The sequence below is a fragment of the Rhizobium sp. BG4 genome, assembly GCF_016864575.1.
Lineage (GTDB): Bacteria > Pseudomonadota > Alphaproteobacteria > Rhizobiales > Rhizobiaceae > Rhizobium.
The window spans coordinates 930,995-957,342 of record NZ_CP044125.1; the positions used below are offsets into that span (position 1 = coordinate 930,995).

Consider the following 26,348-nt stretch of genomic DNA (forward strand, 5'->3'; position numbering starts at 1 on the left):
TTGCCCTCGTCCCGGACCGTCTAGCAGTATCCAACATGCGCGACGGAGCTCACTTTTCAGCAATCTCTTTGTTCGCTAGGACAACTTCTAATGCAAAAGCAAGCTGAAAGCATCACCCAATTGGGTTAAGGTTTCCGCCAGACCCGTACTTTTTTGGGGTTTTCTTGAAAAGCTATTGTTTTCAAGCGGTTTCGCGCAGTCGCTCGGCCGTCTGAAGGTCGACGGATACAAGCTGTGAGACGCCCTGCTCTGCCATCGTCACACCAAATAGGCGATTCATGCGGGCCATGGTGATCGGATTGTGAGTGATGATCACGAATCGCGTTTCCGTCGAGGCGGCCATCTCATCCATCAGGTTGCAATAGCGCTCGACATTGTGATCGTCGAGCGGCGCGTCCACTTCGTCCAGCACGCAGATCGGCGCCGGGTTGGTGAGAAATACCGCGAAGATCAGCGCCATGGCCGTCAGCGCCTGCTCGCCGCCGGAAAGCAGCGTCATGGTCTGCGGCTTCTTGCCGGGCGGGCGCGCAAGGATTTCGAGGCCGGCTTCGAGGGGATCGTCGGATTCGATCAGCTGCAGCTCGGCGGTGCCGCCGCCGAAAAGGTGGGTGAAGAGGCGCTGGAACTGGCCGTTGACCACGTCGAAAGCGGCGATCAGCCGCTCGCGGCCTTCGCGGTTCAGGCTCTGGATGGCGCCGCGCAGCTTGCGGATGGCGTCGATGACGTCGTCGCGCTCCTTGATCAGCGCTTCGAGCTTCTCGCTGAGCTCCTTCTGCTCTTCCTCGGCGCGCAGGTTGACGGCGCCGAGACGCTCACGCTCCATCTTCAGGCGCTCCAGATCACGCTCGACTTCGCGCGGATCGGGGATTGCCTGCATCGGTTGAAGGCCGGTGAGGCGGAAGGCTTCGTGCGGGGCGACGTTCAGCGCCTCGCGGATGCGGCCTTCGCTCTCCTGCCGCTTTTCGCGGGCTGAAACGAGACGCTCCTCGGCGCGGCCACGGCGTTCGCGGCTTTCGGCGAGTTCGGAGAGAGCGGTGGCGGCCTTGTGATCGGCATCGCGCTGCACGAGCTCGGCGGCGGCAAGCAGATCGGCGGCGTTGCGGCGGGATTCATCGGCCTTCTGCAGCTCGCTCAGCAGCGCCCGGCGCTTGTCGTCGAATTCATCCGGCGCCATTTCGAGCTCGGCGGCTTCGTCGCGGGCTTCTTCCTCGCGATCGCGCAGCGTGGCGATATGGTCTTCGGCGCTGGCGGCGCGCTGGCGCCAGGTTTCGCGCTCCTGGCCGATCGCCACGATGCGGCGCTGGCGAGCGTCGTTTTCGCGGTTCAGGCTCTCGTGGCGGGCGCGCGCTTCGGCAGCGAGGCCACGATCGGTCGCGACCTCGACCTGCTGCAGGCGCAGCCGCTCGTCGATCGCCGTCAGATCAGGCGCGTCTTCCAGCTCGATACGGGCGTTCTCTTCCTGAATCGAAAGGTCTTCCTGCTGCGACTGCAGCTGGCTGACGGCCTCGGCAACGACATCGCGGCGGCGCACGAGGTCGCCGGACGCGCGCTCGGCGGCGGCAAGCGCATCACGGGCTTCGGCGAGATGACGGGCCGACAGGCGGCTCATGTCGCGGGCATCGTTGAGACGGCGCTCCTCGCCGCGAATGCCTTCGGCGGCAGCGGCAAGGTGCTCCTCGGCTTCGGTGAGAACATCGCGGGCGAGCGAGACTTCGCTTTCCAGTTCCGCAAGGCGGTTCTTCTGGGCAAGGCGGAGGGCGGCGGCGCTCGGCGCATCGGCGCCGGTGACGTGGCCATCCCAGCGATAGACGGCGCCTTCCTTGGTGACCAGGCGCTGGCCGGGCTTCAGATCGCGCACGAGGCGGCGGGCATCGGCTTCGGCAACGAGGCCGATCTGCTGCAGGCGGCGCGTCAGGGCGGCGGGAGCGCGGACATGGTTGAGGAGCGGCGTCGCACCGGCGGGCAATGCGGGGTCAGCGGCGCCATCGCCATTTTCGGACCAGTGGGCCGGCGCCTTCGGATCAAGCGGCGATTCAAGATCGTCGCCGAGTGCTGCACCGAGCGCCGTCTCGAAGCCGCGATCGACGCGCAGCTCTTCGGCAACCGGCGGAAACTCGCCTGCGGCGGCACCGGCAGCGAGCATGCGCTGGATGGTGCGGGCTTCGGTTTCCAAGCCATTGAGCTTGGCGCGGGCTTCATCGACCGGGGCACGCGAAAGCGCCTCGGTGCGGCGGGCTTCGGCGAGCGCCTGTTCGACCGCCTGGATCGCGGCTTCGGCTTCGGCAACGGCGATCTCGCCTGCCTCGACCATCCCCCGCTTCTCCTCGGGATCGGGAAGCGCCGAGACCTTTTCCTCGATGGCGGAGAGTTCGCGGTTTGCCTCGTCCATCTGGCGCTCGAGGCGCATCTTGCGATCGGCGAGATCGCGGATGGCGCGTTCCAGCTGGTTGCGGCCGGCGGCGGCTTCGGCGCGCTCGGCGGTCAGCGAGGTGAAGATGCGCTCGCTGTCCGAGAGTTTGGCGGCGGCTTCCTCGAAGGCTTCGCGGAGCTCATCGGCGTGGCGGCCGGAATCCGCCAGAATCTCGGTGATATCGGCCTCTTCGGCATCGAGACGCGCGAGGATTTCGGCATTGTCGGAGACCAGCCGCTCTTCGCGGCGGATGTCCTCGGCAAGCTGCGTCAGGCGGCGGGTCAGCTCGTCGCGGCGGCGCAGGATGCGGTTGGCATCCTCTTCCAGCTGCGTCTTGGCGATCTGCAGGCGCTGCAGGGCGGCGGCGGCGCGCGCCTCGGCATCACGCAGCTCCGGCAGCTTGAGGCTGGCGATGCCCTGAGACTTCGCCGCCTCCATCTGGGTCTGCGCCTTCTCGGCGACGACGACGGTGGCCTGGTTCAGCGCGCTGTCGGCCTCGGCCTCGGCTTCCTTCGCCTGCACCCAGCGGATATGCAGCAGCATCGCCTCGCGGGCGCGGATATCGGCCGACAGCGTCTTGAAGCGGTTTGCCTGGCGGGCCTGGCGCTTCAGGCTCTCGATCTGGCTTTCCAGCTGCGAGGTGACATCGTCGAGGCGCTCGAGATTGCTCTCGGCGGCGCGCAGGCGAAGCTCGGCTTCGTGGCGGCGGGAATGGAGACCGGAAATGCCGGCCGCTTCTTCCAGCAGCTGGCGGCGGGCCTGCGGCTTGGCCGAAATCAGCTCGCCGATACGGCCCTGGCCGACCATCGACGGCGAGCGGGCGCCGGTCGAGGCATCGGCAAACAGCAGCTGCACATCCTTGGCGCGGCTTTCCTTGCCGTTGATACGGTAGATCGACCCCTGCTCGCGCTCGATGCGGCGGGTGACCTGGATTTCGTCGCTGTCGTTGAAGGCGGCAGGCGCGGTGCGCTCGCCGTTATCGAGATAGAGAGCGACTTCGGCGGTGTTGCGCGCCGGGCGGTTTCCGGAGCCCGAGAAGATGACGTCATCCATGCCGGATGCGCGCATGTTCTTGTAGGAATTCTCGCCCATCACCCAGCGGAGCGCCTCGACAAGATTGGACTTGCCGCAGCCATTCGGCCCGACGACGCCCGTCAGGCCGCGCTCGATGATGAATTCAGTCGGTTCTACGAAGGATTTGAAGCCGACAAGGCGGAGCTTGTTGAACTTCATGCGGTCGTCTCCAATCGACGGACCGTGTGAGGAGGCAGGAAGGATGCATTGAAGCTTTTGCTCCGTGGCCCACTCATCCGCCCTTCGGGCACCTTCTCCCCGCTGGGGAGAAGGGAAGGCACAGAATAAAAGACGGGCGCGCGGCTTTCGCCGCCCGTCAGATCAAAACGGTACGGTTCAGAGCAGGCTGTCGATAAGTGCCGACATGGAGTCAACCGTCATGTCCCCAGCGTAACGCTTGCCGTTGATCAGGAAAGTCGGCGTGGCGTTGACACCGAACTCCTTGGAGCCCCTTTCCCGGGTCGCGTTCACTTCATCCAGAAGCTTCTGGTTCGTCAAGCACTTCGTAAAGCTATCCTCACTAAATCCAGCGAGTTTGGACATCTGCAGAAGTGCGGCGCGGCGATCGTCGGCGGCAGCCCAGGTTTCCTGCTGCTTGAACAGCATCGAAACCATCGGGAAATACTGTTCCGGCGTGCTGAGCTTCGTCGGGTCGGAGGCGTTGCAGCGCGCCAGCATGAAAGCGGCGGCGGCGGCCGGATCGAAGGGGAACTCGCGGATGATGAAACGGACCTTGCCCGTTTCGACATACTTCTTCTTGATCTCGTCGAAGGTGGTGTTGTGGAAGTGGGCGCAATGCGGGCAGGTCATCGACATGTATTCGACGATCTTGACCTTGGCGTCCTCAGGACCGAGCGCCATTTCCGGCAGCTCGCCGGGCTTCAGCACCGCTTCCATATCGACATCGCCTTCCGGCTGCGGCATTTCAACCGCTGCATGGGCCGCGGTGGAGAGCGCGAGCGTCGCGGTCGCTGCGGCGACACCGCTCATGAGCTGGCGCTTCGTCAGTTGCATTTCAGAAAGCTGCATGGGTTCCCCATAAACAAAAGTGGCGGCTGCATGTGCGATATAACGGCCAATGGCCGCGAACAAGGCACGCTTGGCCAACTTTCTTCAAAGAATTGTGACCTTGCAAAGGCTATAGGATGAATTGTTCTTCATCTAGCGTGATTGGTCGAGAAAATCGACGTTGATATCATCACAATTAAAATGATATCATACGCATGATATGGAGGCCCAGATGTCCGCTATAGTGGTTCGTAACCTGCCCGGAGAAACGCACCGCGCATTGAAGCAGCGTGCGGCGAAGAATGGCCGAAGCACCGAGGCTGAAATCCGCAGTATTCTCGAAGAGGCGGTCAGGCCATCCGGGCGGCTGAAGATCGGTTCGGAATTGGCCGCCTTCGCCAAGGAGATCGGCGATGCGGATCTGATCTTCGAACGCGATCAGACACCTGTCGATGCCGCGGACTTCGAATGATCATTCTCGACACCAACGTGATTTCGGAGCCGATGAAGCCCGATGCTGATCCGAAGGTGCTCGCCTGGCTGGACGATCAAGCGGCGGAAACGCTTTATCTCACGTCGGTCAATCTTGCCGAATTGCTGTCCGGTATCGAGGTTCTTCCCGATGGCCGGCGAAAGGCAGGACTTCATCAGAAGCTTGTGGAGTTGATGGCGCGCTTGTTCGAGGATCGGATATTGCCCTTCGATGAACCGGCAGCAAGGGAATTTGCGCCGCTGATCGGAAGAGCACGCAGCGCAGGCCGCGTCATCTCCATGGCCGATGGCCAGATTGCGGCAATCGCCAGAACACGCGGCTTTACCGTCGCGACGCGGGACGTGGCGCCTTTCGAGGCGGCCGGGGTGCCGATCATCAATCCGTGGGAAAGCTAAGGCTTTACCGCCGCTTCCCCAGCACCGCCGTGCCCAGCCTTTTCACCGCCTCGCGCAGCTTGTCGCCCTCGATGCCTTCCATCATGCCTTCGAGCTTGCGGGCCGCTTCGCCTTTCAGCGGTGGCGGGGTGCGGGAGCGTTTGCTGGCCTGGGAGACCGGTTTCTGGACGATGCGGATCTGGTGGACGGCGGAGAAGCCGAAGAAGCTGTTGATGCGCTGGATGAGTTCGCCCTGGGCGTGGGTGAGAAACAGGGCGCGTGCGCCTTCGCAGGCGATCGTCAGAACGCCGGGCTTGTAGGTGCCGTCTTCGCTGCCGCGGGCCCAGGCGATCTTTTCCGGGCGGGTGCAATCGGCAAAGTCCTCGCCGGCGATTTCGTCCCATGAGCCGAGCAGCGCTGTGTTGATACCGGCGCGCTTGGCGAGCACGGGATCGATCAGCCCGTTCGCCAGCTCGGAGATCTGCTTTTCACCTTTGCGTGGATAACTCATCGAAACCTTCTGATGCCGCCGCCAATTGGCGTTGCTGCCTTGATCCGCGGCAATGCTTCGCCAATTATAGGCCACTCCCCTGCCTCCGGTAAATGATGACTTCCACGACACTCCTCGCGCCAAGCGCAAAAGACCTGCTCGACTGGTATGACCGGCACCACCGCGACCTGCCCTGGCGCGTCTCGCCGCCAATGGCTGCGCGCGGCATCAAGGCCGATCCCTATCGCGTCTGGCTCTCCGAAGTGATGCTGCAGCAGACGACGGTGCAGGCGGTCAAACCCTACTTCGCCAATTTCCTGGCGCACTGGCCGACGGTGAAGGATCTGGCGGCGGCGCCGAGCGAGGACGTGATGGCGGCCTGGGCGGGGCTCGGCTACTACGCCCGCGCCCGCAACCTGAAGAAATGCGCCGAGGCTGTCGCGGCCGATCATGCGGGCGTCTTTCCCGATACCGAGGAGGGCCTGAAATCGCTGCCTGGCATCGGCGACTATACGGCGGCTGCCGTCGCCGCCATCGCCTTCAACCGGCAGGCAGCGGTGATGGACGGCAATGTCGAGCGGGTGATCTCCCGGCTCTACGCGATCGCCACCCCCCTTCCCGCCGGCAAGCCGCTGATGAAGCAGAAGGTGGCACTGCTGACGCCTGCCGACCGGCCGGGCGATTTCGCGCAGGCGATGATGGATCTCGGCGCGACGATCTGTACGCCGAAGCGGCCGGCCTGTTCGCTCTGTCCGTTCAGGGATGCGTGCGAGGCGCTGCGCGTCCACGATCCCGAGAAGTTTCCGGTCAAGGCGGCGAAGAAGGACAAGCCGGTGCGCGTTGGCGCCGCGTTCATCGCCGTCACCGCCGATGGCGAAATCCTGTTGAAGAAGCGCGTCGAGAGCGGGTTGCTCGGCGGCATGACCGAGGTGCCGACGACAGGATGGACGGCGCGGATCGACGGGGCGACCGGGACGGATGCGGCACCTTTCGCCGCCGACTGGCAGGCGTCGGGAACGGTCACGCATGTCTTCACGCATTTCGAGCTGCGGCTGTCGATCTATCGCGTCGCCATTGCCGATCCCATTGAAATCAATGACGGATGGTGGGAGCCGGTTACAAATCTTGAAGCCCAGGCGCTGCCGACCATCATGAAAAAAGCGATCGCAGCGGCTATTCCTCTCGCGTTCAAATCAGCCAAGGAATGATAGATGCCCATCAATCATATTGTCTTCGATATCGGCAAGGTGCTCATCCACTATGATCCCAGCCTGCCCTACCAGCGGCTGATCCCCGATGCCGGAGAACGCAAGTGGTTTTTCGACAATGTCTGCACCCATGACTGGAACATCGAGCAGGACCGCGGCCGCACCTGGGAAGAGGCCGAAGCGCTGCTGATCGAGGCGCATCCCGAGCGTGAAGAGCAGATCCGCCATTTCCGCAAATACTGGCACGAGATGGTGCCGCATGCCTATGACGATAGCGTCGCCGTGATGGAAGAGCTGATCGCGGGCGGGCACGACGTGACGATGCTGACCAACTTCGCCTCCGACACGTTCCGCGAGGCGCAGGTGCGTTACCCCTTCCTGACGAAGACGCGCGGCGTGACCGTCTCGGGCGATGTGAAGCTGATCAAGCCGGATGTGGCGATCTACGAGATGCATGCCGGCAGCTTCGGCCTCGATCCGGCAACCACCGTGTTCATCGACGATACCGTCGCCAATGTCGACGGCGCCAAACAGGCCGGATGGCAGGCGGTGCATTTCACCGGCGCCGACAAGCTGCGCGCCGATCTGACCGCACTCGGCGTGAGGGTCTGATCATGGCGTTCGATCCTGTCGAGGAAATCAAGCTCTTCCACGGCGCCATCAACGCGCTGGATTTCGAAACCATCGAGAACTACTTCGCGGAGGATGCGACCTACGTCTCCAACGGCGTCGGCAGCCTTGCCGGGCGCGGCGAGATCATGGCGGCCTTCCGCAAGTATTTCGACGATTACCCGGACCAGACGGCAATCGATACGCTGGTCGAAAAAGTCTCGCCCCGCGCCGGCCGCGCGGTGTGGTCCGTCCGGGCCACGCATAGCGGCACCGGCAAGCCGCTGATCCGCGAGGGTGAGGAAACGATCACCTTCGACGAGGACGGCCATGTGACCCACGTGCAGGTCACCGACTACCAGGCCTTCTGACCGGCAGGGCGGCACCGCTGCCGCCCTTTCTGCAACAATCCCTGCAAATGTTGCAACCAACTCAAAGACTTCAGGAACATTCTCGGTTTCCCGCTGTTTTGATCCCAGCCGCACAGATTGCGGCATGCATCAATCAGCAGCCCGGCATGGCCGGCAGGAGGACTAGGATGGGTAGAGGTATATTGCTTTGGTTTCTCGGGGTTCCGATTCCGCTGATCCTGATCATCCTTCTGTTCTGGCACTAGGGGGATCACGATGTCGCAACCCCTATCGAGCGCCGTCACCGGCGCTCCGCAGGAATCGTCGTCCTCGGCTGTCAGCTGGGGACCGATCCTTGCGGGCACGCTCGCCGCCACGGCGATCACCCTGATCTTCATGCTGATCGGCTCCGGACTGGGGCTGACGATGATTTCCCCGTTTGCCGGTGGCAGCAGTTCGCTGGCGACCATCGGCGCGACGGCGGCCGTCTGGCTGATCGTCGTGCAATGGGCATCGTCGGCGCTTGGCGGCTACATTACCGGGCGGCTGAGATCAAAATGGGTGGGCGTTCACACCTATGAGGTGTTCTTCCGCGATACGGCGCATGGCTTCCTTGCCTGGGCGCTGGCGACGTTGATCGTCGTCGGCCTGCTCGGCTCTGCGATATCGTCTCTCGCCAGTGCCGGAGCCAGCGCGACGGCGACCGCGGTTGGCGCCACGGCCGCGGCAGGTGGTGCCGGAGCAGCGGCGGCGGTCTCGAACTCGGACAGTACCGGCGGCTTCTCGACCTCCTACTTCACGGATGCCCTGCTGCGCCCGGCCGATGGCCGCAGCGCGCCGCAGAACCAGAGCAATGAAGCCGTCAGCGCCGAGATCTCCCGCGTGCTGATCAATGGTGCGGCACAAGGCGAGATTTCCGCCGACGACCGCGCCTATCTCGACCAGGTGGTCGCTACGCGGACCGGGCTTTCGGAAGCCGATGCGAAAACCCGTGTCGATGGCGTGCTGAAGCGCATCGACGACGCCAAGGCAGCGGCGCAGAAGGCAGCCGATACGGCGCGGAAGACGGCGTCGAGCGTTGCCCTGATCGGCGCGATGTCGCTGCTCGTCGGCGCCTTCATCGCCAGCGTCTCGGCCGCAATCGGCGGCCGCCAGCGGGACGACGACGAGGAGCGTCAGGCGCTGCTGCAGCGGTAAGCCGAAAAAGAAGACGCCCGGGGTGTTGATCCCCGGGCGCCATGGGCCTTCTTCCGTAACTGGAGGTACAAAAACCGGAAGAAGGTAGTCTCGACCGGTAAAGGCTTACGTTATTCCGCCTTTGCCAGATCACTGCGGATGACGGACCGGAGATCGTCGATCGGGCGCAGGGTCTGCCCGTCTTCGTAATGCCAGAAGGTCCATCCGTTGCATGCATCAAGACCCTGGACCTTAGCCCCAAGGCGATGAATGGAGCCAGCGTCACCGCCGGAAGCCACGGTGCCGTCAGCGCGGACGATCGCGCTGTAGCGGCGGCGGGCGTCATGCAGCACTTGGCCGGGCTTGATCAGGCCGCTTTCGACGAGAACGTTGAAGGCAACGCGCACTTCCTGCTTCTTGCCGGTCATGACCGTCAGTTCCGCCTTGCCGAGCGGCTCGACGGCGGCGATGCGGGCGGATGCCGCATCGATATAATCCTGCTCGCGCTCGATGCCGACGAAGTGGCGGCCGAGGCGCTTGGCAACGGCACCCGTGGTGCCCGAGCCGAAGAACGGATCGAGGATCACGTCGCCGGGCTTCGACGAGGCCATGATGACGCGAGCCAGCAGCGCTTCCGGCTTCTGGGTCGGGTGGACCTTCTTGCCGTCGTCGCCCTTCAGGCGCTCGCCGCCGCTGCAGATCGGGAACAGCCAGTCCGAGCGCATCTGCACGTCGTCATTGGCAGCCTTCATCGCATCGTAATTGAAGGTGTAGCCCTTGGCCTTGGCATCCGGACTCGCCCAGATCATCGTTTCATGGGCGTTCTGGAAACGGCGGCCCTTGAAGTTCGGCATCGGGTTGGTCTTGCGCCAGACGATGTCGTTGAGAATCCAGAAATTGAGATCCTGCAGCGTGGCGCCGACGCGGAAGATGTTGTGATAGGAGCCGATGACCCAGATCGTGCCCGTCGGCTTGAGAACGCGGCGGCAGGCGAGCAGCCAGGCGCGCGTGAAGGCATCATAGGCTTCGAAGGAGGCGAACTGATCCCACTCGTCGTCGACGGCATCGACCAGCGACTGGTCGGGACGGTGCAGCGTGCCGCCGAGCTGGAGGTTATAGGGCGGGTCGGCGAAAATCACATCGACGGAATTGGTCGGCAGGGCCTCGAGGGCAGCGACACAATCACCCTTGATGATCGTGTCGATCCAGGAATCCGATTTTGCGGAGGCCTTCAGATCGGCAAGCGGAAAGACAGACGCCATTATGATACTCGCTCATACACTTACGCTTTTTACTGATCGTTATGGTTACCCAGTTTGGTTACCAAAGCCTGAAGCGGTGAACGATTTCGGGAAATTATTCAAAAGATACACGCATAAAACGAAGAAGGCGGGCCCCCTGCCCGCCTTCCCTCAATTCGTCAGCCTGAGGCCGCTCGTGGCACTCGCCGCCTTGCTGAACAAGGCCGACATCGAGGCGGCCATGTCATCGGTCGGCTTCACCTCGAAGAACAATCCCTCGGTGGCGCAGGCTTTCAGATTGGGGCCGATATTCTTGGCGAAGACGGGGTTGATCGCCTGGTTCCAGATCGGATCCGTGGGGATCGGCAGGTAGGTGGTGTAGAGCACCGCCACCTTGATGCCGCGGTCCTTCAGCGCCGAACAGAGTTTCGGGTCGATCGGCTGCAGGCAGCGGTCGGGATTGGACCACCAGGAGCCGCCGGTGCAGCTGTCCCTGCGGCTGTCGCCCATGCCGTCGGTGACGAAGAAGACGACTTCCTGGCGGTCGCCGGTGCTGGCGCCGGTGCCGCCATCCGTCTTGATCTCCTTGCCGATGCTGGTCAGCGCCGTATCGAAGCTCGTCAGCGCATCCTCGTTGAACTGGTGGTGCTGCGTCGTCATCAGGCTGATCTGGCCGATGGCGTTGCGCATCGTCGAGAGGTCGCCGGTCAGGCTGGCGATGCGCGAGATGCTGTAATAGGGCGCGGTTTCGGAGGCTGCCGCACCGAACGTATAGGCGGCGAAGCGGTACTGGTTCGGCTGCGTTTCCTCGGCGGCATCGTCCATCAGACCCTTGACCGCATCGGTGACCACGTCGATGCGCAGCGTGATGTCGTTGGCGCGGGCGATGATGTAATCGCTGTCGGTGTTTTCGACGCCGCTGCCCCAGACCATGTGGCAGGCGAAGGCACAGTTGCGGCCGGCGGCATCCGGGGAATTGGCGGTCGCCTTCACCAGTGCGTCGATATCGGCCTGTGTCGCGCCGATACCCATCGAGGGCGTGTTGTCGAGCAGCAGATAGAAATCCGTGTAGCTGGCGCTCGACATGCCGCCGCTCGTCGCCGTGGCCGTGCCTGCGACGGTCATCGTGTCGACGCCCAGAACCTTCATGAAGGTGGTCGGCGCATCGACACTGAAATTGACGGTCGAGGTGACGACGCCGCTTGCCTTCGCGACCTTGATCGTGATGTTGAGCGGCAGGTCGGAGAGCGACTGGCTGAGGCCGCTGGAGCGCTGCGCCATGAACATGTCCCTGGCGTCCGCCTCGGCCACGGTGATCTCGCCATCGCCGGTCATGGCCTGGACGGCCTTGTAACCGGCGGTATCGGGAGCGATCGCGCCGAGGGCGGCAGCGTCTGCGGCCTCCATCAGCTCGGTGTGCATTTCGCTTTCGTTGCTGTAGTCGACGGCGATGCCTGCGGCACCCAGGAGCGGCACCATGAGAATTGCTGTCATCACGCCGAAATTGCCGCGCCGGTCCTTGAGAAAGGGACGAAAAACACGCATTAGGAATATGCCTCGGATCTAAAATATAAATCCGTTATGCGGGAAATTCGATAATATACCGTAAGCATGGAAGCGCTTTCACGGCTTCGTGACAGTAAAATAATACCTTATATACTTTAGATGATAGTGATATCCAAGTTCTATTCTACCAGTAATGGAATGCCGGCAGAACTACCGGCACGCCCTCGTTGATATCCGCTTCAGGCGCCTGCTGCGTCATGAACCCTGCGGCTGTCCTCTGGCGCCTCGTCCCGCTCGAACATGCCGTAGTCGCGCACGATATGGCCGATGCGCAGGCGGTAGTCGGCGAAGACACCGTTGCGGCCGGCGGCCTGGGCGTTGCGGTGGGCCTCGCGGTTGCGCCAGTTCTTGACGGCCTCCTCATCGCGCCAGAAGGACAGCGAGAGGATCTTGCCGCGCATGGTCAGGCTCTCGAAGCGCTCGATGGAGATGAAGCCATCCATGCTCTCGAGTTCGCCGCGCAATCCCCCGGCGAGATCGAGATACTTGTGGCGCTCGCCCATGAAGGGCACGACTTCGAAGATGACGGCGATCATGGCAGCACCAGCTCGGCATGGGGAGCGGAGACATTCTTCAGGAAGATGCGGTCTTCCTTCAGGATGAAGCGCTCGCGTTTGGCAAATTCGTAGTTCTCGCGGCCGAGAGGATCGGCGGCGAGCCTGGCACGATAGGCCTCGTAGGCGGCCAGGCTCTCGATATTGTAGACGCCGTAAGCCGTCGTCAGCGAGCCCTCATGCGGGGCGAAATAGCCGATAAGATCGGCGCCGTTCCTCGGGATGGCCTGGCCCCAGTTGCGGGCATATTCGGCGAAGGCCTCCTTCTTGAACGGGTCGATCTCGTAGCGGATGAAGCAGGTGAGCATCTCTTTCTCCTGTCGTTGTGAGAAGAGTTTTGCCATGTTGCGGCACCGGCATGCTTCGGTTACGATCGAAGTATGAAAGAAGGACCAGACATCGCACAGATCGGCTCGCTCATCGGCGATCCCGCCCGCGCCAACATGCTGACGGCGCTGATGGGCGGCAAGGCGCTGACGGCGACGGAGCTTGCCGCGGCCGGCGGCATCACGCTGCAGACGGCGAGCACGCATCTTGCCAAGCTCGAAGCCGGTGGCCTGCTGGCGCAGCGCAAGCAGGGGCGGCATCGCTATTTCGCGCTGGCCGACGACGCGGTGGGCAAACTGCTGGAAAGCATCATGGGCTTTGCGGCCGGGCGCGGGCATCTTCGGCATCAGCCGGGACCGAAGGAACCGGCGCTGCGCAAGGCGCGCATCTGCTACGACCACCTTGCCGGCGACTATGGCGTGCGGATGCTGGACAGCCTGATCGCCTCAGGCGCGATCGATGCCATCGGAGACGGGCTGGTGGTGACCGAGAAGGGCGAAGACCGGTTCAAGTGCATCGGCATCGACCTGCACGGCCTGAAATCGTCGCGGCGGCCGCTCTGCCGCTCCTGCCTCGACTGGAGCGAGCGGCGCGCGCATCTGGCTGGCAGCCTCGGCAAGGCGCTGCTTTCAAATTTCTTCGACAAGGGCTGGGCGCGGCGAACGGCGGAAAGCCGGTCGGTGATCTTCTCCCCGGAAGGCGAGCGGCAGTTTCTGCAGCTGTTTCCGGCGGACTAAACACAGCCGCCCACAGCGCGCATCGCAGCCATGCCGCCCTGCCCGTTGAGATTTTCCGTTCCATCGTGTAAACGGCGGCGTCCCCAAACAAGGCTGGAAGAATATGCAAGGCTTCGACCTTATTATCTTCGACTGCGACGGCGTTCTGGTCGATTCCGAAATCATTGCGGCGCAAGTCGAGTCCGGGCTTCTGACCGAAGCCGGTTATCCGATCAGCCCCGAGGAAATGGCCGAGCGTTTTGCCGGTATGACCTGGAAGAACATCCTGCTGCAGGTCGAGAAGGAAGCGAGCATTCCGCTTTCGGCCTCGCTGCTCGACAAGTCCGAGAAGCTGCTCGACCTGAAGCTCGAAAGCGAAGTGCAGGCGATCGCCGGTGTCGAGGCTGCGGTTTCGAAGCTGCCGCTGAAGCGCTGCATCTGCTCCAATTCCAGCTCCCACCGTCTCGACATGATGCTCGGCAAGGTCGGCCTCAAGCCGCTGTTTGCGCCGCATATCTTCTCGGCCAAGGATCTTGGACCGGATCGCGTCAAGCCGAAGCCGGATATCTTCCTGCATGGCGCGGAGAAGCTCGGCGTTTCGCCGTCGCGCACCGTCGTCGTCGAGGATTCGATCCACGGCGTCCATGCGGCGCGCAGTGCCGGCATGCGGGTCATCGGCTTTACCGGCGCTTCGCACAGCTATCCCTCGCATGCCGACCATCTGACCGATGCCGGCGCCGAAACGGTGATTTCGCGTATGAGCGATCTGCCGGGCGTCGTTGCAGCACTTTCCGAATGGGAAGGCGTGCTCTGATCAGACGAGGAGGTTGACTGCCCCGGGCAGCACCTCGAAACGCGCCGGGATATGGCCCGGCGCCTCGCCATCGCTGTCGATGGATGCGGCCTCACCGGCCGGCCAGACCTCGACGAGCCGGGCCCGGTGGGTGCTGACCAGCGGGCTTTTCACGTGACGGCCGCTATAGATGCTGTTCATCAGCGTCAGCACCTTGAGCCGCGCTGCCCCCTTGATGATCACCACATCGAAGACGCCGTCGGCGACATCAGCCTCCGGCGCCACCTTCATTCCGCCGCCGAACCAGGCGCCGTTGGCGATCGCGACAGCGGTGACCGGACCATCATAGACATCCTCGCCATCGAGGCGCAGGCGGATGCTGAGCGGCTTGTAGCGCAGGATCTCCCGGAGGCTGTGATAGAAGAAAACCATCCGCCCCGGCAGCTTGCGGCCGCGGCGCGCCTCGTTGACGGCGCGCACAATCTCGCCGGAGACGCCGAAGCTCGCGATATTGATGAAGTGCCGGGTGCAGGTCAGGCCATCTTCGGTCTCGCAGGTGAGCAAACCGGCATCGACCGATCGCACCGGCGCGGTGACGAGATGCTCGGCGATCCTGGCGGGTTCACGGGGGATCTTGAAATTGCGGGCGAAATCGCAGCCGGTGCCTGTCGGGATGAAGGAGAAGACGGCGCCCGGGCGATGCGAGCGCAGGATGCCGCCGGCGACCTCGCCGACCGTGCCATCGCCGCCGACAGCGAGCACCAGGTCGCAACCGTCTTCGGCGAGCTCGCGTCCATGCCTTTCGGCATCGCCGAAACCCTTGGTCTCACGCAGGCTGATATCGGCCGAGCGTGCCTCGAGCGCACGCCGCAACGCGGACCAGAACAGCCGCCTGCCCCGCCTTCCGGACGCCGGATTGAGAACGATGCCGATTTTCACGATCTAATCTCTCCCGCCATGACAGAAGCATGACGGGAGGGCTGAAACAAGCGGCGCGTTACGAGCTCTTGGCTTTCTTCTTGGTCTTCGGGGCGTTGCCCTGATCGAAGCCGATATTGACGCGCACCAGCGCGCCCGAGCCGACCGGCAGCTTGAAGCCGTCGTGGCGGAAGAGAACCTGCGTCGAGGTCTGGCCAGGCGGGATCTGCGCGGTGAAGGGCACGGTTTCGCTGTTGATCGCACCCTGGCTATCGACGGCGCTGATGCGGATCGGCAGCGACACAGTGCCGGAACCGCCGGCCGGACCGGCGAGCACGCGAATCTGCGCGACGATGGTCATCGTCAGGTTCTGGTCGTTCAGCGTGCACTGGCGCGTGTAATCGGCGAAGGAGGCCTGATAGACGATCTGGTCGGTCGGCTGCGTATCCTGCTGGCCGGCGGCGCTGTTGACGACAGGCTTCTTGCCGCCCTTGGCATAGGTGCGGAAGATCGCGTCCTGATCGCGCATGTAAATCTGTGGGCAGGCGCCCTGAACGACGCGCTGGACATTGCCGGAAGCGTTGGTGGCGGTGCCGATCGACGGGTCGTTGGAAGACGGATTCTGCGGCGCCATCGGCATGATCTGGGCATTGCCGCTCGGCTGCGCCGGGGTCTCTGCCGGCTTGCTGTCGCCGCCCATTCCAAGGGAATTGCAGCTTGCGAGAAGAGCGGCCAACGATGCGGAAACGATGAGACGCGAGACTTTGCCGAACACGATTATTCCACCCTCTTACAAAGTTTTTTGGCAGGCCCGAAGTCGCGTTTGCAAGGCCTTTCGTCACAGTTTGCGATGGTCTATATCAGCGGCGCAAAGAAAAATCGATTGGGTAAGCACCGTTTTGATGCACATTTCAGCCCGCATCATTCCGGGGGCTTGCTTTCCTTCTCCGGATTTCCTCCGGCCATAACGTCAAGGATGAAGAACGTGGACTATATCTCGACCCGCGGCGAAGCCCCTTCCCTCGGCTTTTGCGATGCGCTTCTGACGGGTCTTGCCCGCGACGGCGGTCTCTATGTTCCGCGTGAATGGCCGCACTTCTCCAAGAAGGACATCCGGGCGCTGCGCGGCAAGAGCTATCAGGAGATCGCGTTCACGATTCTCTCGCCCTTCACCAATGGCGAAATCCCGGCCGATACGTTCCGCGCCATGATCGACGAGGCCTATGGCACCTTCCGCCACCCGGCAATCGCGCCGCTGGTGCAGACCGGCCCGAACAGCTTCGTGATGGAGCTCTTCCACGGCACGACGCTCGCCTTCAAGGACGTGGCGATGCAGCTGCTCGCACGGCTGATGGACTACGCGCTGGAGAAGCGCGGCGAGCGCGCCACCATCGTCGGCGCCACCTCGGGCGATACCGGCGGTGCCGCGATCGACGCCTTTGCCGGGCGCGAGCGCACCGACATCTTCATCCTCTTCCCGCATGGCAAGGTGTCGCCGGTGCAGCAGCGCCAGATGACGACCTCGACCTCGCCGAACGTTCACGCGCTCGCCGTCAACGGCAATTTCGACGACTGCCAGAACCTCGTGAAGGCGATGTTCAACGACGGCGCCTTCCGCGACAAGGTGAAGCTGTCCGGCGTCAACTCGATCAACTGGGCGCGCATCATGGCCCAGATCGTCTATTACTTCACGACCGCGGTTGCGCTCGGCGGTCCGGACCGAAAGATTTCGTTCACCGTACCGACGGGGAATTTCGGGGATATCTTCGCCGGTTACGCCGCCAAGAAGATGGGCCTGCCGATCGGCAAACTGGTCATCGCCACCAACGAGAACGACATCCTGGCTCGGACGATGAAGACCGGCCGCTACGACATGAAGGAGGTCAAGGCGACCACCTCTCCGTCGATGGATATCCAGATCTCGTCGAACTTCGAACGCCTGCTGTTCGAAGCCTATGACCGCGACGCCTCGAAGGTGCGCCATGCGATGGACAGCTTGAAGCAATCGAACGGTTTCGAGATCTCCTCGAAGGCGCTTGCCGCCATCAAGAAGGACTTCCGCGCCGGCCGCGCCAGCGAGAAGCAGGTGGCCCAGACGATCAAGCAGACGCATGCCGAAACCGGCTATCTGCTCGATCCGCATTCGGCGATCGGCGTCTTTGTTGCGGCCAAGCACGAGAAGCCGAACACGCCGATGGTGACGCTGGCGACAGCCCACCCGGCTAAGTTCCCGGCGGCCGTAAAATCCGCCTCCGGTATTGACCCGGCGCTCCCGACGTGGCTTGCTGATCTGATGCTTAAGGAGGAGCGCTTCCAAGTCATCGATCCGGAACTTAAGGCCGTTGAAAGCTTTATCGGCAAGCATGCCCGGACGTAATTCGGCAGGCGCAGAAAGATAGCCAATGACAGTTGAGTGCACCCGGCTCAAATCCGGGCTGACAGTAGTGACCCAGACCATGCCGCACCTTGAAAGTGCCGCGCTCGGGGTCTGGATCAAATCAGGTTCGCGCAACGAGACGGAAGACGAGCATGGCATCGCCCACCTGCTCGAACACATGGCTTTCAAGGGAACCGCGCGCCGCTCGGCGCGCGATATCGCCGAAGAAATCGAGGATGTCGGCGGCGAAGTGAACGCCGCGACATCGACCGAAACCACCTCCTATTACGCCCGTGTCCTCAAGGATCACGTGCCGCTCGCCATCGATATCCTCGCCGACATCCTGACGGAATCGGCTTTCGAGGAAGATGAGCTGGAGCGCGAAAAACAGGTCATCCTGCAGGAAATCAACGCCGCCAACGACACGCCCGACGACGTGGTCTTCGACAAGTTCTCGGAGACCGCCTATCGCGACCAGACGCTCGGCCGGCCGATCCTCGGCACGCCGGAGACCGTCGTCTCCTTCTCACCGCAGCAGATCCGCACCTATCTCAGCCGCAACTACACGACGGACCGCATGTTCGTCGTCGCGGCCGGTGCCGTAAAGCACGACGAGTTCGTGAAGATGGTGGAGCAGCGCTTCGCCAGCCTGCCGACCTCGCCGAGCGCCCCGCCCGTCATGGAGCCCGCCCGCTATATCGGCGGCAACGTGCGCGAGACGCGCGACCTGATGGACGCGCAGATCCTGCTCGGCTTCGAGGGCAAGGCCTATCACGCCCGCGACTTCTACTGTTCGCAGATCCTCGCCAATATCCTCGGCGGGGGCATGTCCTCCCGCCTGTTCCAGGAAGTGCGCGAAATCCGCGGCCTCTGCTACTCGATCTATGCCTTCCACTGGGGCTTTTCCGATACCGGCATCTTCGGCATCCATGCCGCGACCGGCGGCGAGAACCTGCCGGAGCTGGTGCCCGTCATCATCGACGAGCTGCACAAGTCGGCCTCGTCGATCGAGCAGAAGGAAATCGAGCGCGCCCGCGCCCAGATCCGCGCCCAGCTTTTGATGGGCCAGGAAAGCCCGGCCGCCCGCGCCGGTCAGATCGCCCGCCAGATGATGCTTTACGGCCGCCCGATCTCCAACCAGGAGATGATGGAACGCCTTGAAGGCATCACCGTCGAGCGCCTCACCGACCTCGCCGGCCGGCTGTTCTTCGATACCGTTCCGACGCTTTCGGCGATCGGCCCGCTGGAGCAGCTTGCCCCGATGGAAGACATCGCCGCATCGCTTTCCGCCACGGTGCCGCAGTCCAAGCAAGCAAGCCGCTAGACCGCTTTCAGCCCGCCGGGAGTGATCGATGCCCAAATCGGTTTTTCGGTTCCTGTCGCGGCAGCCGGAAGCAGTCGAGCTGGAAAACAGCCGCTATGCGCTGCGGCTGCCCCGCTATCAGGACTTCAACCAGTGGCACAGGCTGCGCTCGGACAGCCGCCGGTTCCTGGAGCCCTGGGAGCCGACCTGGCGGCGTGACGAACTGACGGAAGGCGCCTTCCGCGCCCGCGTCATTCGCGGCAAGCAGGAATATGCTTCCGGACAGGCGATCCCGCTCTTCCTGTTTTCCAAGCCCGAGATGGAACTGCTAGGCGGCATCACCATCGGCTATATCCGCCGAGGGGCGGCGCAGAGCTGCATGATCGGCTACTGGATGGGCGAGAGGCACGCCGGCCAGGGCCATATGTTCGCCGCACTTCAGTTGGTTATACCCTATATCTTCGCAGGGCTTGAGTTGCACCGTATCGAAGCAGCCTGTATTCCAGACAACGCACGGAGCATTCGCCTGCTTGAAAAAGCCGGGTTTCAGCGGGAAGGCTATCTGCGCGGATACTTGAAAATAAACGGTCAGTGGCATGACCATGTGATGTTTTCACTGCTCGCCACCGACGCGGATACAGGCAGGAAAACCGACAGCCGATGACCACGAACCGCATGCTGCACCTATCACCGTCCGGCCGATTGATCGCGGTGATCGCAGCCCTCTTCCTGTCGGTGCTTGCGCTGGCTGCAGGCACCGCGCATGCGGCTGAACCGGTCAAGATTTCGCGTGACGACACGGCGCTCGACCTGACCAAGACTACCGAAATCTATGCCAACCAGGGCGAGGCCTTCCAGGTTTCCACCGCGGCCGGTGCCGACGGTATCCGGCGCCGTATTGAGGTACGTGCCAGCTCGGACAACCACCAGGGCGACTGGGCGGTATTCGCGCTGGCCAACGTTTCGGAAGAGCAGCTGGAGCGCGTCATCGTCGCCCCGCATTTCCGCCTCGTCAATTCCAAGCTTTTCTGGCCGGATCTCGGCTCGCAGCGCATCATGGCAATCACGCCGAGCGAGGGCTTTGCGCTCGACCGGCAGCCGAGCGACGAGGCCGACGTCTTCCGCATCACGCTGAACCCGGGCGCCGTCATCACCTTCGTCGCCGAGCTCACCAGCCCCGATCTGCCGCAAATCTACCTCTGGGAACCCGACGCCTACAAGGACACGATCAACGCCTTCACGCTCTATCGCGGCATCGTGCTCGGCATTGCCGGTCTGCTGGCGGTGTTCCTGACGATCCTGTTCGTCGTCAAGGGAACCTCGATGCTGCCGGCGACGGCCGCACTCGCCTGGGCGGTACTCGGCTATATCTGCGTCGACTTCGGCTTCCTCGGCAAGCTGATCAGCATCGCCTCGGCGGACCAGCGAATATGGCGTGCCTGCGCCGAAGTGGCGCTCGCCTCGAGTTTCGTGATCTTCCTGTTCACCTATCTGAACCTCAACCGCTGGCACACGCATCTCGGCTATGCGACGCTCGCCTGGGTGCTCGGCCTTGCCCTGCTCTTCGGCGTGGCGATCTACGACCCGTCGATCGCCGCCGGTATCGCCCGCCTCTCCTTCGCGCTGACGGCGACGATGGGTCTGGTGCTGATCGTCTATCTCGGCCTCAACCGCTATGACCGCGCCATCCTCTTGGTGCCCGCCTGGGCGCTGATCCTCGTCTGGATCTTCGGGGCGTGGCTGACGATCACCGGACGGCTCGACAACGATATCATCCAGCCGGCGCTCGGCGGCGGCCTCGTCCTCATCGTGCTGCTGATCGGCTTCACCGTCATGCAGCACGCCTTTGCAGGCGGCGCGTTCCAGCAGGGTCTGTTCTCCGATCTGGAGCGGCAGTCTCTCGCACTCACCGGCTCCGGCGACATGGTCTGGGACTGGGACGTGGCGCGCGACCGCGTCGTCACCATCCCCGACGTTTCCGTCAAGCTCGGGCTCTCACCGGGAACCATGCATGGGGCAGCGCGCAACTGGCTGCCTCGCCTGCACCCTGACGACCGCGACCGTTTCCGCGCCACGCTCGACGTTCTGCTCGAACATCGTCGCGGGCGTCTGAACCACGAATTCCGCATCCGCGCCGAGGACGGCCATTTCCATTGGCTGCTGATCCGTGCCCGGCCGGTGCTCGGCTCCAACGGCGAGATCATCCGCTGCGTCGGCACGATCGTCGATGTCACCGAACAGAAGAACTCCGTCGAGCGGCTGCTCCATGACGCGCTGCACGACAACCTGACCGGCCTGCCGAACCGCCAGCTCTTCCTCGACCGCCTGCAATCCGTTCTGGCGCTGGCGCCTTCGGGCGAGACACTGCGGCCGACGGTAATGGTGATCGATATCGACCGCTACAAGCTGGTCAACGACGCGCTCGGCGTTGCTGCCGGCGACAACATCCTGATCGCGCTGACGCGCCGCCTTCGCCGCCTCTTGAAGCAGCAGGATACGCTGGCGCGCCTTGCCGGCGACCAGTTCGGCCTGATCCTGGTCTCCGAACGCGACCCGGCGAAGATCGCCGATTTTGCCGATGCGATCAGCAAGGCGATCATGGTGCCGATCAACTTCTCGAACCGCGAGATCATCCTGACCGCGTCGATCGGCCTCGCCTCCTGGGTGGACCAGCAGGAAAACGCATCGGGCATGCTGAGCGATGCCGAGCTTGCGATGTATCGCGCCAAACGCGCCGGCGGCAATCGCGTCGAGCCGTTCCGCCCCGCCTTCCGCGATTTCGGCGCCGACCGTCTGCAGCTGGAATCCGACCTCCGTCGCGCCATCGAGCGCAAGGAACTGTCGATGGTCTACCAGCCGATCGCCGGGCTGGAGAATGTCGAGATCGCCGGTTTCGAGGCACTGATGCGCTGGGAACATCCGAAGCGCGGCAATATCCCGCCGTCGGAATTCATCCCGATCGCCGAGGCTTCCGACATTATCGGCCCGCTCGGCCTCTTCGCGCTCGAGCAGGCGACCAACGACCTGATGGGCTGGCAGAACCAGACCGGCGAACTGCCGATCTTCGTTTCGATCAATCTATCCAGCGTCCAGCTGCTCAACAACGAACTCTATGACGACGTGCGCTCGGTGCTTGCCAAGACGCATTGCGAACCCTCGCGTCTGAAGCTGGAGCTAACGGAATCGATGGTGATGGAGAACCCGGAACAGGCGCGCCTGGTGCTGCAGAAGCTCAAGGAAGCGGGCCTCGGCCTGGCGCTCGACGATTTCGGCACCGGCTATTCGTCCCTCTCCTACCTCACCCGCTTCCCGTTCGACACGATCAAGCTCGACAAGGCGCTGGTGCGCGACGACAGCGACAAGAAGGCGACCATCCTGCGCTCGGTCATCAACATGGCCCGCGAACTCGACATGAAGGTGGTGGCCGAGGGGATCGAATCCAACGAGGATGCGATCGAGCTGGCGAAGATGGGCTGCAGCTACGGCCAGAGCTACCTCTTCGGCCCGCCGATGCCGTCGGAATCGGTTCTGCGGCTGCTGAAGGAACGCTTTCCGCTGACGAAGCGGGCTTGAGCCGAGAATATCTTTTCGCGGGAATTTTCCCGCGAAACACTTCCTTCTGATTGCAAATTGCGACAGAACGATGTGACAAAGGCGTCACGTTTGAGGCGCTTTGCCACTTTTTTATACATGTGCGTTTAGCATATAATTGACGAAACCGGCTCCCAGCGAGCTTACTGTTTCCGTTGCCAATCGGCGCGTTCCCTCTCCGGCGTCCCCCTCGCGGCACCGCACGCCTCGCGCCACATGCGAGCCAACCGCAAGGTGGGCTCTGAAACGGAGACAAGCATGAACATCAAGAGCCTTCTTCTCGGCTCCGCTGCTGCATTCGCAGCAGTATCCGGCGCCCAGGCTGCCGACGCCATCGTCGCTGCCGAGCCGGAACCCGTGGAATATGTCCGCGTCTGCGACGCGTACGGAACGGGCTACTTCTACATACCGGGCACCGAGACCTGCCTGAAGATCGGCGGCTATCTGCGCTTCGAAGTCGGCTATGGCTTTGGGGACGGCTATGAGAACAACGGGCCGGGTGGCGCCGGCGATCAGGACTGGGAAAGCCATACCCGCGCCCATGTGAGCTTCGACGCCAAGAGCGATACCGAATATGGCCCGCTGACGAGCCGCATCGTGCTCGAATCCAACTATTACGGCGGCGGTGGACCGGCCACGCACACGACCGAGTTTGTCGGCTGGTCGAACGCCGCGGCCTATGGCACCGATAACACGATCATCGACGAAGCCTATATGGAGCTCGCGGGCATCCGCGCCGGCCGCTTCGCCAGCTGGTGGGACAACGACTTTTCCGGTGAATCCGATCTGATGACCGGCAACGACACCAAATGGAATGCGATCCGCTACGAATATGACAGCGACAGCTTCAATGCCGGCCTGTCGCTCGATGAACTGCCTGCAGACTTCGACGGAGCCGAAAGCGGTCTCGGCATCGACGCGATGATCGGCGGCAAGGCAGGCGTCTTTACCTGGCAGGTCTATGGCGGCTACGACGCCGCCATGCAGGACGGTTCCGTGACGGCGCGCATGGGCGCGGAAATCGGCCCCGGCGTCTTCGAACTTGCCGGCATCTATTCGAGCGGACCCAATACTTACTACCAGGCCAGCGAATGGTCGGTGATCGCGCAATATGCGCTGAAGATCAACGACAAGTTCACCATCACGCCGGAAGCGCAATATAGCGGCCGGATCCGCGAAGCCGACGACGAATATCACGGCGGCAGCATGTGGCGCGGCGGCGTGACGCTCGACTACAAGATCGTCGACGACCTCACCCTGCATACGGCGGCAACCTACGTGGCCGAGAACCACGACTTCCCGGGCACCGACGACTCGCATTACGTCGAAGGCTTCGTGCGTCTGGAACGCGACTTCTGAGAGCGCTTGCTTCACAGTGAAAGAAAGACCCGGCGCAAGGCCGGGTCTTTTGCTTTTGTGCATTCAGGCCTGCGGCACCCGCGCGATCACCTTGATCTCGAAATCGAAGCCGGCCAGCCAGTTGACGCCGACGGCGGTCCAGGTGGGATAAGGCGCTTCGCCGAGAAAGGTCTCGCGGATCGCCATGAAGGTCTCGAACTGGTTTTGCGGATCGGTGTGGAAGCTGGTGACGTCGATGACGTCCTCGAACGTCGCGCCGGCAGCTTTCAGCACGGCATTGAGGTTTTCGAAGGCGAGCGTCACCTGCCGCTCATAATCCGGCTCCGGCGAACCGTCGGCGCGGCTGCCGACCTGGCCGGAGACGAACAGCAGGTCACCTGAACGCACCGCCGCGGAATAGCGGTGCGCGGTGTAGAGGGCGTGGCGGTCAGCCGGAAAGATTGCTTCGCGTTTGGTCATGTCTAACTCCTGATGACAAAGCGGACCCCGCGGGCAGACACGCGCCTGCCCGGCCTTGCACCGTGATCTGTGGTGAGGTCCGCACTTAACAAGTGGCAGCGATTTTGATATACGCTCCGTATGCGTATATGTTTGCATACGTCTCGTATGTCAATATGCATACGAGACGTATGTTCGATTTCAGGAGAGTGCCGTGGTTGGAAAACGCCGCGCGGAAATGATGGAAGAGACCCGGGCCAAGCTTATCCAGGCGGGCCGGAAGGCTTTTGCGACAAAGGGTTACGCCGCATCCTCGATGGATGATTTCACCGCCGAGGCCGGACTGACGCGCGGCGCGCTCTATCATAATTTCGGCGACAAAAAGGGTCTGCTGCAGGCGGTGATCGACCAGATCGATGCGGAAATGCTGGTGCGGATGTGCGCTGCGCAGAAACAGGCACCGACGCGCTGGGAGGGCTTTCTGGCCGAGGGGATCGCCTATATCGAGATGGCGCTCGAGCCGGAGATCCAGCGCATCATGCTGCTCGACGGTCCCGCCGTTCTCGGCGATCCCTCGCAATGGCCGAGCCAGAACGCCTGCCTGACGACGACGGCGGCGACGATCCAGGCGCTGATCAATGAAGGCACGGTCAAACCTGTCGATGCGGAAGCTGCCGCCCGCCTCTATAACGGCGCGGCGCTGAATGCGGCGCTGTGGATCGCCGCGGAAAAGGATTCCGCCGAGGTCTTCGCGAAGGCCGTCGAAGCGTTCAAGCAGCTCGCAAGCGGCCTACTGAAGACGCCCGCCTGATCAGGCCGCCGCGCGCTGCCACTCCATGTTGGCGCCCTGGATCAGGGCGTGCACATAGTCGAGCTTGGCGATGACGGGCGGCGAGAGCACGAAAGGATAGGAATCCGGCTGGCCCATGCTGCGCTGGATGGCATTGATGGCGACGCTGAGCGGGATCCAGGCGCTGGCGAGCTGTTCGGCATCCTTGGCCCTGTAAGGCTGAAAATCGACTTCCGCCGCCATCTCCTCGTGACCGCGCGGATCGATGGCGATGCCAAAGGCGCGCGCCGTCTCCAGCGTATCGACGATATGCAGGTAGTGGGCGAAGCACTCGGCGAAATCCTCCCAGGGATGGGAGGCGGCATAGGCGCTGATGAAGCTCTCCTGCCAGCCGAGCGGCGCGCCATTGGCATAGTGGTTCTGAAGGGCGACGCCATAATCCTGGCGCTCGTCGCCGAAGACCGCGCGGAAGGCATCGAAGCCATTGCGGTCACGCACCAACTTGTTCCAGATGAAATGCCCGGTCTCGTGGCGGAAGTGGCCGAGCAGCGTGCGGTAGGGCTCGTCCATGGCGTTGCGCGCCAGCTCGCGCGTCACGTCGTCGGCCTCGGCGGCGCGGATGGCGATCAGCCCCTCCTCGTGGCCGGTCATGGCGGGCACGACATTGCCGTCGTTCTGCACCACGTCCTCCAGGAAGTCGAAGACCAGCCCGCCCTGCGGATCTTCCTCGCGGTCGGGATGCGGCAAGTGCCAGCGCAGCAGCGAATAGAAGAGATGGCGCTGCGCCTGACTGATGCGGCGCCAGCGGTCGATGCCGTCCTGCGTATTTGTGTTGGGCACCAGCCGGTTATGCCGGCAGGCGATGCAGAAAGGATTGGGATCATCGGCCGAGGTCAGCCAGTTGCAGATATCGAGAGCGGCATTGGCGCAGAAGCGCACCGCCCTCTGCGGCCTCGCGACCAGCTGCCAGGCCACGTCATCGCGCGGCTCTAGCGCGTGCATTGCCACATCCTCGGGCAGGAAGCCCAGGCGATGATTGCAGCGCACGCATTGGCGATTGTCGAAATGGACGACCTGATCACAGTTGTCGCAGGCGAAAAGTCTCATGGAAGCACCCCGGCACGAACGGACGAAAAATGCCTGCCGCGCCGCTGCGCAACAGGCATGTGTCATGGAAATGGAA

The 26,348-nt window shown here is 63.0% G+C and carries 25 protein-coding genes; 14 read left to right on the forward strand and 11 right to left on the reverse strand.

Annotated features, from left to right (window positions below; genetic code table 11):
* Positions 1 to 181 precede the first annotated feature (181 nt).
* Positions 182 to 3,643 carry a chromosome segregation protein SMC gene (gene smc, locus F2982_RS04960; RefSeq protein ID WP_203429439.1) on the reverse strand — a complete coding sequence of 1,154 codons (3,462 nt, stop codon included), beginning with the start codon at positions 3,641 to 3,643 and terminating at the stop codon, positions 182 to 184.
* A 177-nt stretch (positions 3,644 to 3,820) separates the two neighbouring features.
* On the reverse strand, positions 3,821 to 4,513 hold the full coding sequence (locus F2982_RS04965) for a DsbA family protein (RefSeq protein ID WP_199626362.1): 693 nt from the start codon (positions 4,511 to 4,513) through the stop codon (positions 3,821 to 3,823).
* A 211-nt stretch (positions 4,514 to 4,724) separates the two neighbouring features.
* Here F2982_RS04965 and F2982_RS04970 point away from each other — a divergent pair, with 211 nt between their 5' ends.
* The gene (locus F2982_RS04970; protein ID WP_203429440.1) at positions 4,725 to 4,964 is read left to right on the forward strand and encodes an Arc family DNA-binding protein; all 240 of its coding nucleotides are present in this window, start codon (positions 4,725 to 4,727) and stop codon (positions 4,962 to 4,964) included.
* Positions 4,961 to 5,380 carry a type II toxin-antitoxin system VapC family toxin gene (locus F2982_RS04975; protein ID WP_112712795.1) on the forward strand — a complete coding sequence of 140 codons (420 nt, stop codon included), beginning with the start codon at positions 4,961 to 4,963 and terminating at the stop codon, positions 5,378 to 5,380. The genes F2982_RS04970 and F2982_RS04975 overlap by 4 nt, the downstream gene beginning before the upstream one ends.
* Before the next feature lie 4 nt (positions 5,381 to 5,384).
* Here F2982_RS04975 and F2982_RS04980 read toward each other — a convergent pair whose 3' ends face one another.
* Entirely contained in the window at positions 5,385 to 5,870 is a 486-nt protein-coding gene (locus F2982_RS04980) for a DUF721 domain-containing protein (protein WP_112714324.1), read from the reverse strand.
* A 95-nt stretch (positions 5,871 to 5,965) separates the two neighbouring features.
* On the opposite strand from F2982_RS04980, the gene mutY reads away from it, so the two are divergent.
* From mutY to F2982_RS05000, 4 genes are all read left to right on the forward strand, one after another.
* Positions 5,966 to 7,057 (forward strand): A/G-specific adenine glycosylase, encoded by a 1,092-nt coding sequence (gene mutY / locus F2982_RS04985; RefSeq protein ID WP_203430012.1) that lies wholly within the window; start codon positions 5,966 to 5,968, stop codon positions 7,055 to 7,057.
* 3 nt (positions 7,058 to 7,060) lie between these two features.
* Positions 7,061 to 7,669, forward strand: a complete 609-nt coding sequence (locus tag F2982_RS04990; protein WP_203429441.1) for an HAD family phosphatase — start codon at positions 7,061 to 7,063, stop codon at positions 7,667 to 7,669.
* Between the two features lie 2 nt (positions 7,670 to 7,671).
* Positions 7,672 to 8,037: a nuclear transport factor 2 family protein gene (locus F2982_RS04995; protein ID WP_203429442.1), complete on the forward strand. Its 366-nt coding sequence runs from the start codon at positions 7,672 to 7,674 to the stop codon at positions 8,035 to 8,037.
* Between the two features lie 255 nt (positions 8,038 to 8,292).
* The gene (locus F2982_RS05000; RefSeq protein WP_203429443.1) at positions 8,293 to 9,213 is read left to right on the forward strand and encodes a hypothetical protein; all 921 of its coding nucleotides are present in this window, start codon (positions 8,293 to 8,295) and stop codon (positions 9,211 to 9,213) included.
* 110 nt (positions 9,214 to 9,323) lie between these two features.
* On the opposite strand, the gene F2982_RS05005 is transcribed toward F2982_RS05000, so the two are convergent.
* From F2982_RS05005 to F2982_RS05020, 4 genes are all read right to left on the reverse strand, one after another.
* Positions 9,324 to 10,454: a site-specific DNA-methyltransferase gene (locus F2982_RS05005; protein WP_112712803.1), complete on the reverse strand. Its 1,131-nt coding sequence runs from the start codon at positions 10,452 to 10,454 to the stop codon at positions 9,324 to 9,326.
* A 150-nt stretch (positions 10,455 to 10,604) separates the two neighbouring features.
* Positions 10,605 to 11,978 (reverse strand): pilus assembly protein TadG-related protein, encoded by a 1,374-nt coding sequence (locus F2982_RS05010; RefSeq protein ID WP_203429444.1) that lies wholly within the window; start codon positions 11,976 to 11,978, stop codon positions 10,605 to 10,607.
* Between the two features lie 200 nt (positions 11,979 to 12,178).
* Positions 12,179 to 12,535, reverse strand: coding sequence for an antibiotic biosynthesis monooxygenase (locus tag F2982_RS05015; RefSeq protein ID WP_199626356.1), 357 nt, complete (start codon positions 12,533 to 12,535; stop codon positions 12,179 to 12,181).
* Positions 12,532 to 12,861 (reverse strand): NIPSNAP family protein, encoded by a 330-nt coding sequence (locus F2982_RS05020; RefSeq protein ID WP_112712809.1) that lies wholly within the window; start codon positions 12,859 to 12,861, stop codon positions 12,532 to 12,534. The genes F2982_RS05015 and F2982_RS05020 overlap by 4 nt, the downstream gene beginning before the upstream one ends.
* 72 nt (positions 12,862 to 12,933) lie before the next feature.
* Between F2982_RS05020 and F2982_RS05025 the strand changes: the two genes are divergently transcribed.
* Positions 12,934 to 13,617, forward strand: coding sequence for a helix-turn-helix transcriptional regulator (locus tag F2982_RS05025; RefSeq protein WP_203429445.1), 684 nt, complete (start codon positions 12,934 to 12,936; stop codon positions 13,615 to 13,617).
* A 103-nt stretch (positions 13,618 to 13,720) separates the two neighbouring features.
* Entirely contained in the window at positions 13,721 to 14,410 is a 690-nt protein-coding gene (locus F2982_RS05030; protein WP_112712813.1) for an HAD family hydrolase, read from the forward strand.
* On the opposite strand, the gene F2982_RS05035 is transcribed toward F2982_RS05030, so the two are convergent.
* Together F2982_RS05035 and F2982_RS05040 are read right to left on the reverse strand one after the other, a co-directional pair.
* Entirely contained in the window at positions 14,411 to 15,328 is a 918-nt protein-coding gene (locus tag F2982_RS05035; RefSeq protein WP_130278895.1) for a diacylglycerol kinase family protein, read from the reverse strand.
* Between the two features lie 58 nt (positions 15,329 to 15,386).
* Positions 15,387 to 16,085: a hypothetical protein gene (locus F2982_RS05040; protein ID WP_199626802.1), complete on the reverse strand. Its 699-nt coding sequence runs from the start codon at positions 16,083 to 16,085 to the stop codon at positions 15,387 to 15,389.
* Positions 16,086 to 16,283: 198 nt separating this feature from the next.
* Between F2982_RS05040 and thrC the strand changes: the two genes are divergently transcribed.
* The 5 genes from thrC to F2982_RS05065 all read left to right on the forward strand — a co-directional run bounded on the left by thrC (position 16,284) and on the right by F2982_RS05065 (position 23,937).
* On the forward strand, positions 16,284 to 17,684 hold the full coding sequence (gene thrC / locus F2982_RS05045) for a threonine synthase (protein WP_203429446.1): 1,401 nt from the start codon (positions 16,284 to 16,286) through the stop codon (positions 17,682 to 17,684).
* Positions 17,685 to 17,709: 25 nt separating this feature from the next.
* Positions 17,710 to 19,008, forward strand: coding sequence for a pitrilysin family protein (locus F2982_RS05050; protein ID WP_112712821.1), 1,299 nt, complete (start codon positions 17,710 to 17,712; stop codon positions 19,006 to 19,008).
* A 28-nt stretch (positions 19,009 to 19,036) separates the two neighbouring features.
* The gene (locus tag F2982_RS05055; RefSeq protein WP_203429447.1) at positions 19,037 to 19,651 is read left to right on the forward strand and encodes a GNAT family protein; all 615 of its coding nucleotides are present in this window, start codon (positions 19,037 to 19,039) and stop codon (positions 19,649 to 19,651) included.
* On the forward strand, positions 19,648 to 22,560 hold the full coding sequence (locus tag F2982_RS05060; protein ID WP_203429448.1) for a sensor domain-containing phosphodiesterase: 2,913 nt from the start codon (positions 19,648 to 19,650) through the stop codon (positions 22,558 to 22,560). The genes F2982_RS05055 and F2982_RS05060 overlap by 4 nt, the downstream gene beginning before the upstream one ends.
* A 276-nt stretch (positions 22,561 to 22,836) precedes the next feature.
* Positions 22,837 to 23,937, forward strand: a complete 1,101-nt coding sequence (locus tag F2982_RS05065) for a porin (protein WP_203429449.1) — start codon at positions 22,837 to 22,839, stop codon at positions 23,935 to 23,937.
* A 63-nt stretch (positions 23,938 to 24,000) separates the two neighbouring features.
* Here the strand turns inward: F2982_RS05065 and F2982_RS05070 are convergent, their stop codons facing one another.
* Positions 24,001 to 24,396, reverse strand: coding sequence for a RidA family protein (locus F2982_RS05070; RefSeq protein WP_203429450.1), 396 nt, complete (start codon positions 24,394 to 24,396; stop codon positions 24,001 to 24,003).
* 193 nt (positions 24,397 to 24,589) lie between these two features.
* Here F2982_RS05070 and F2982_RS05075 point away from each other — a divergent pair, with 193 nt between their 5' ends.
* Positions 24,590 to 25,186, forward strand: a complete 597-nt coding sequence (locus tag F2982_RS05075; RefSeq protein WP_246777511.1) for a TetR/AcrR family transcriptional regulator — start codon at positions 24,590 to 24,592, stop codon at positions 25,184 to 25,186.
* Here the strand turns inward: F2982_RS05075 and F2982_RS05080 are convergent, their stop codons facing one another.
* On the reverse strand, positions 25,187 to 26,272 hold the full coding sequence (locus tag F2982_RS05080; protein WP_203429451.1) for a putative zinc-binding metallopeptidase: 1,086 nt from the start codon (positions 26,270 to 26,272) through the stop codon (positions 25,187 to 25,189). It lies immediately after the preceding gene.
* Between the last annotated feature and the right edge of the window lie 76 nt (positions 26,273 to 26,348).

Bases quoted from the DNA above. Each gene is read 5' to 3' on its own strand.
- thrC (WP_203429446.1), top strand. From the start codon at position 16,284: ATGAAGAACGTGGACTATATCTCGACCCGCGGCGAAGCCCCTTCCCTC.
- F2982_RS05080 (WP_203429451.1), bottom strand. From the start codon at position 26,272: ATGAGACTTTTCGCCTGCGACAACTGTGATCAGGTCGTCCATTTCGAC.
- F2982_RS04965 (WP_199626362.1), bottom strand. From the start codon at position 4,513: ATGCAGCTTTCTGAAATGCAACTGACGAAGCGCCAGCTCATGAGCGGT.
- F2982_RS05000 (WP_203429443.1), top strand. From the start codon at position 8,293: ATGTCGCAACCCCTATCGAGCGCCGTCACCGGCGCTCCGCAGGAATCG.
- F2982_RS05005 (WP_112712803.1), bottom strand. From the start codon at position 10,454: ATGGCGTCTGTCTTTCCGCTTGCCGATCTGAAGGCCTCCGCAAAATCG.
- F2982_RS05070 (WP_203429450.1), bottom strand. From the start codon at position 24,396: ATGACCAAACGCGAAGCAATCTTTCCGGCTGACCGCCACGCCCTCTAC.
- F2982_RS05065 (WP_203429449.1), top strand. From the start codon at position 22,837: ATGAACATCAAGAGCCTTCTTCTCGGCTCCGCTGCTGCATTCGCAGCA.
- F2982_RS05015 (WP_199626356.1), bottom strand. From the start codon at position 12,535: ATGATCGCCGTCATCTTCGAAGTCGTGCCCTTCATGGGCGAGCGCCAC.
- F2982_RS05055 (WP_203429447.1), top strand. From the start codon at position 19,037: ATGCCCAAATCGGTTTTTCGGTTCCTGTCGCGGCAGCCGGAAGCAGTC.
- smc (WP_203429439.1), bottom strand. From the start codon at position 3,643: ATGAAGTTCAACAAGCTCCGCCTTGTCGGCTTCAAATCCTTCGTAGAA.
- F2982_RS04980 (WP_112714324.1), bottom strand. From the start codon at position 5,870: ATGAGTTATCCACGCAAAGGTGAAAAGCAGATCTCCGAGCTGGCGAAC.
- mutY (WP_203430012.1), top strand. From the start codon at position 5,966: ATGACTTCCACGACACTCCTCGCGCCAAGCGCAAAAGACCTGCTCGAC.
- F2982_RS05010 (WP_203429444.1), bottom strand. From the start codon at position 11,978: ATGCGTGTTTTTCGTCCCTTTCTCAAGGACCGGCGCGGCAATTTCGGC.
- F2982_RS05050 (WP_112712821.1), top strand. From the start codon at position 17,710: ATGACAGTTGAGTGCACCCGGCTCAAATCCGGGCTGACAGTAGTGACC.
- F2982_RS05060 (WP_203429448.1), top strand. From the start codon at position 19,648: ATGACCACGAACCGCATGCTGCACCTATCACCGTCCGGCCGATTGATC.
- F2982_RS04995 (WP_203429442.1), top strand. From the start codon at position 7,672: ATGGCGTTCGATCCTGTCGAGGAAATCAAGCTCTTCCACGGCGCCATC.
- F2982_RS05030 (WP_112712813.1), top strand. From the start codon at position 13,721: ATGCAAGGCTTCGACCTTATTATCTTCGACTGCGACGGCGTTCTGGTC.
- F2982_RS04975 (WP_112712795.1), top strand. From the start codon at position 4,961: ATGATCATTCTCGACACCAACGTGATTTCGGAGCCGATGAAGCCCGAT.
- F2982_RS04970 (WP_203429440.1), top strand. From the start codon at position 4,725: ATGTCCGCTATAGTGGTTCGTAACCTGCCCGGAGAAACGCACCGCGCA.
- F2982_RS05025 (WP_203429445.1), top strand. From the start codon at position 12,934: ATGAAAGAAGGACCAGACATCGCACAGATCGGCTCGCTCATCGGCGAT.
- F2982_RS04990 (WP_203429441.1), top strand. From the start codon at position 7,061: ATGCCCATCAATCATATTGTCTTCGATATCGGCAAGGTGCTCATCCAC.
- F2982_RS05020 (WP_112712809.1), bottom strand. From the start codon at position 12,861: ATGCTCACCTGCTTCATCCGCTACGAGATCGACCCGTTCAAGAAGGAG.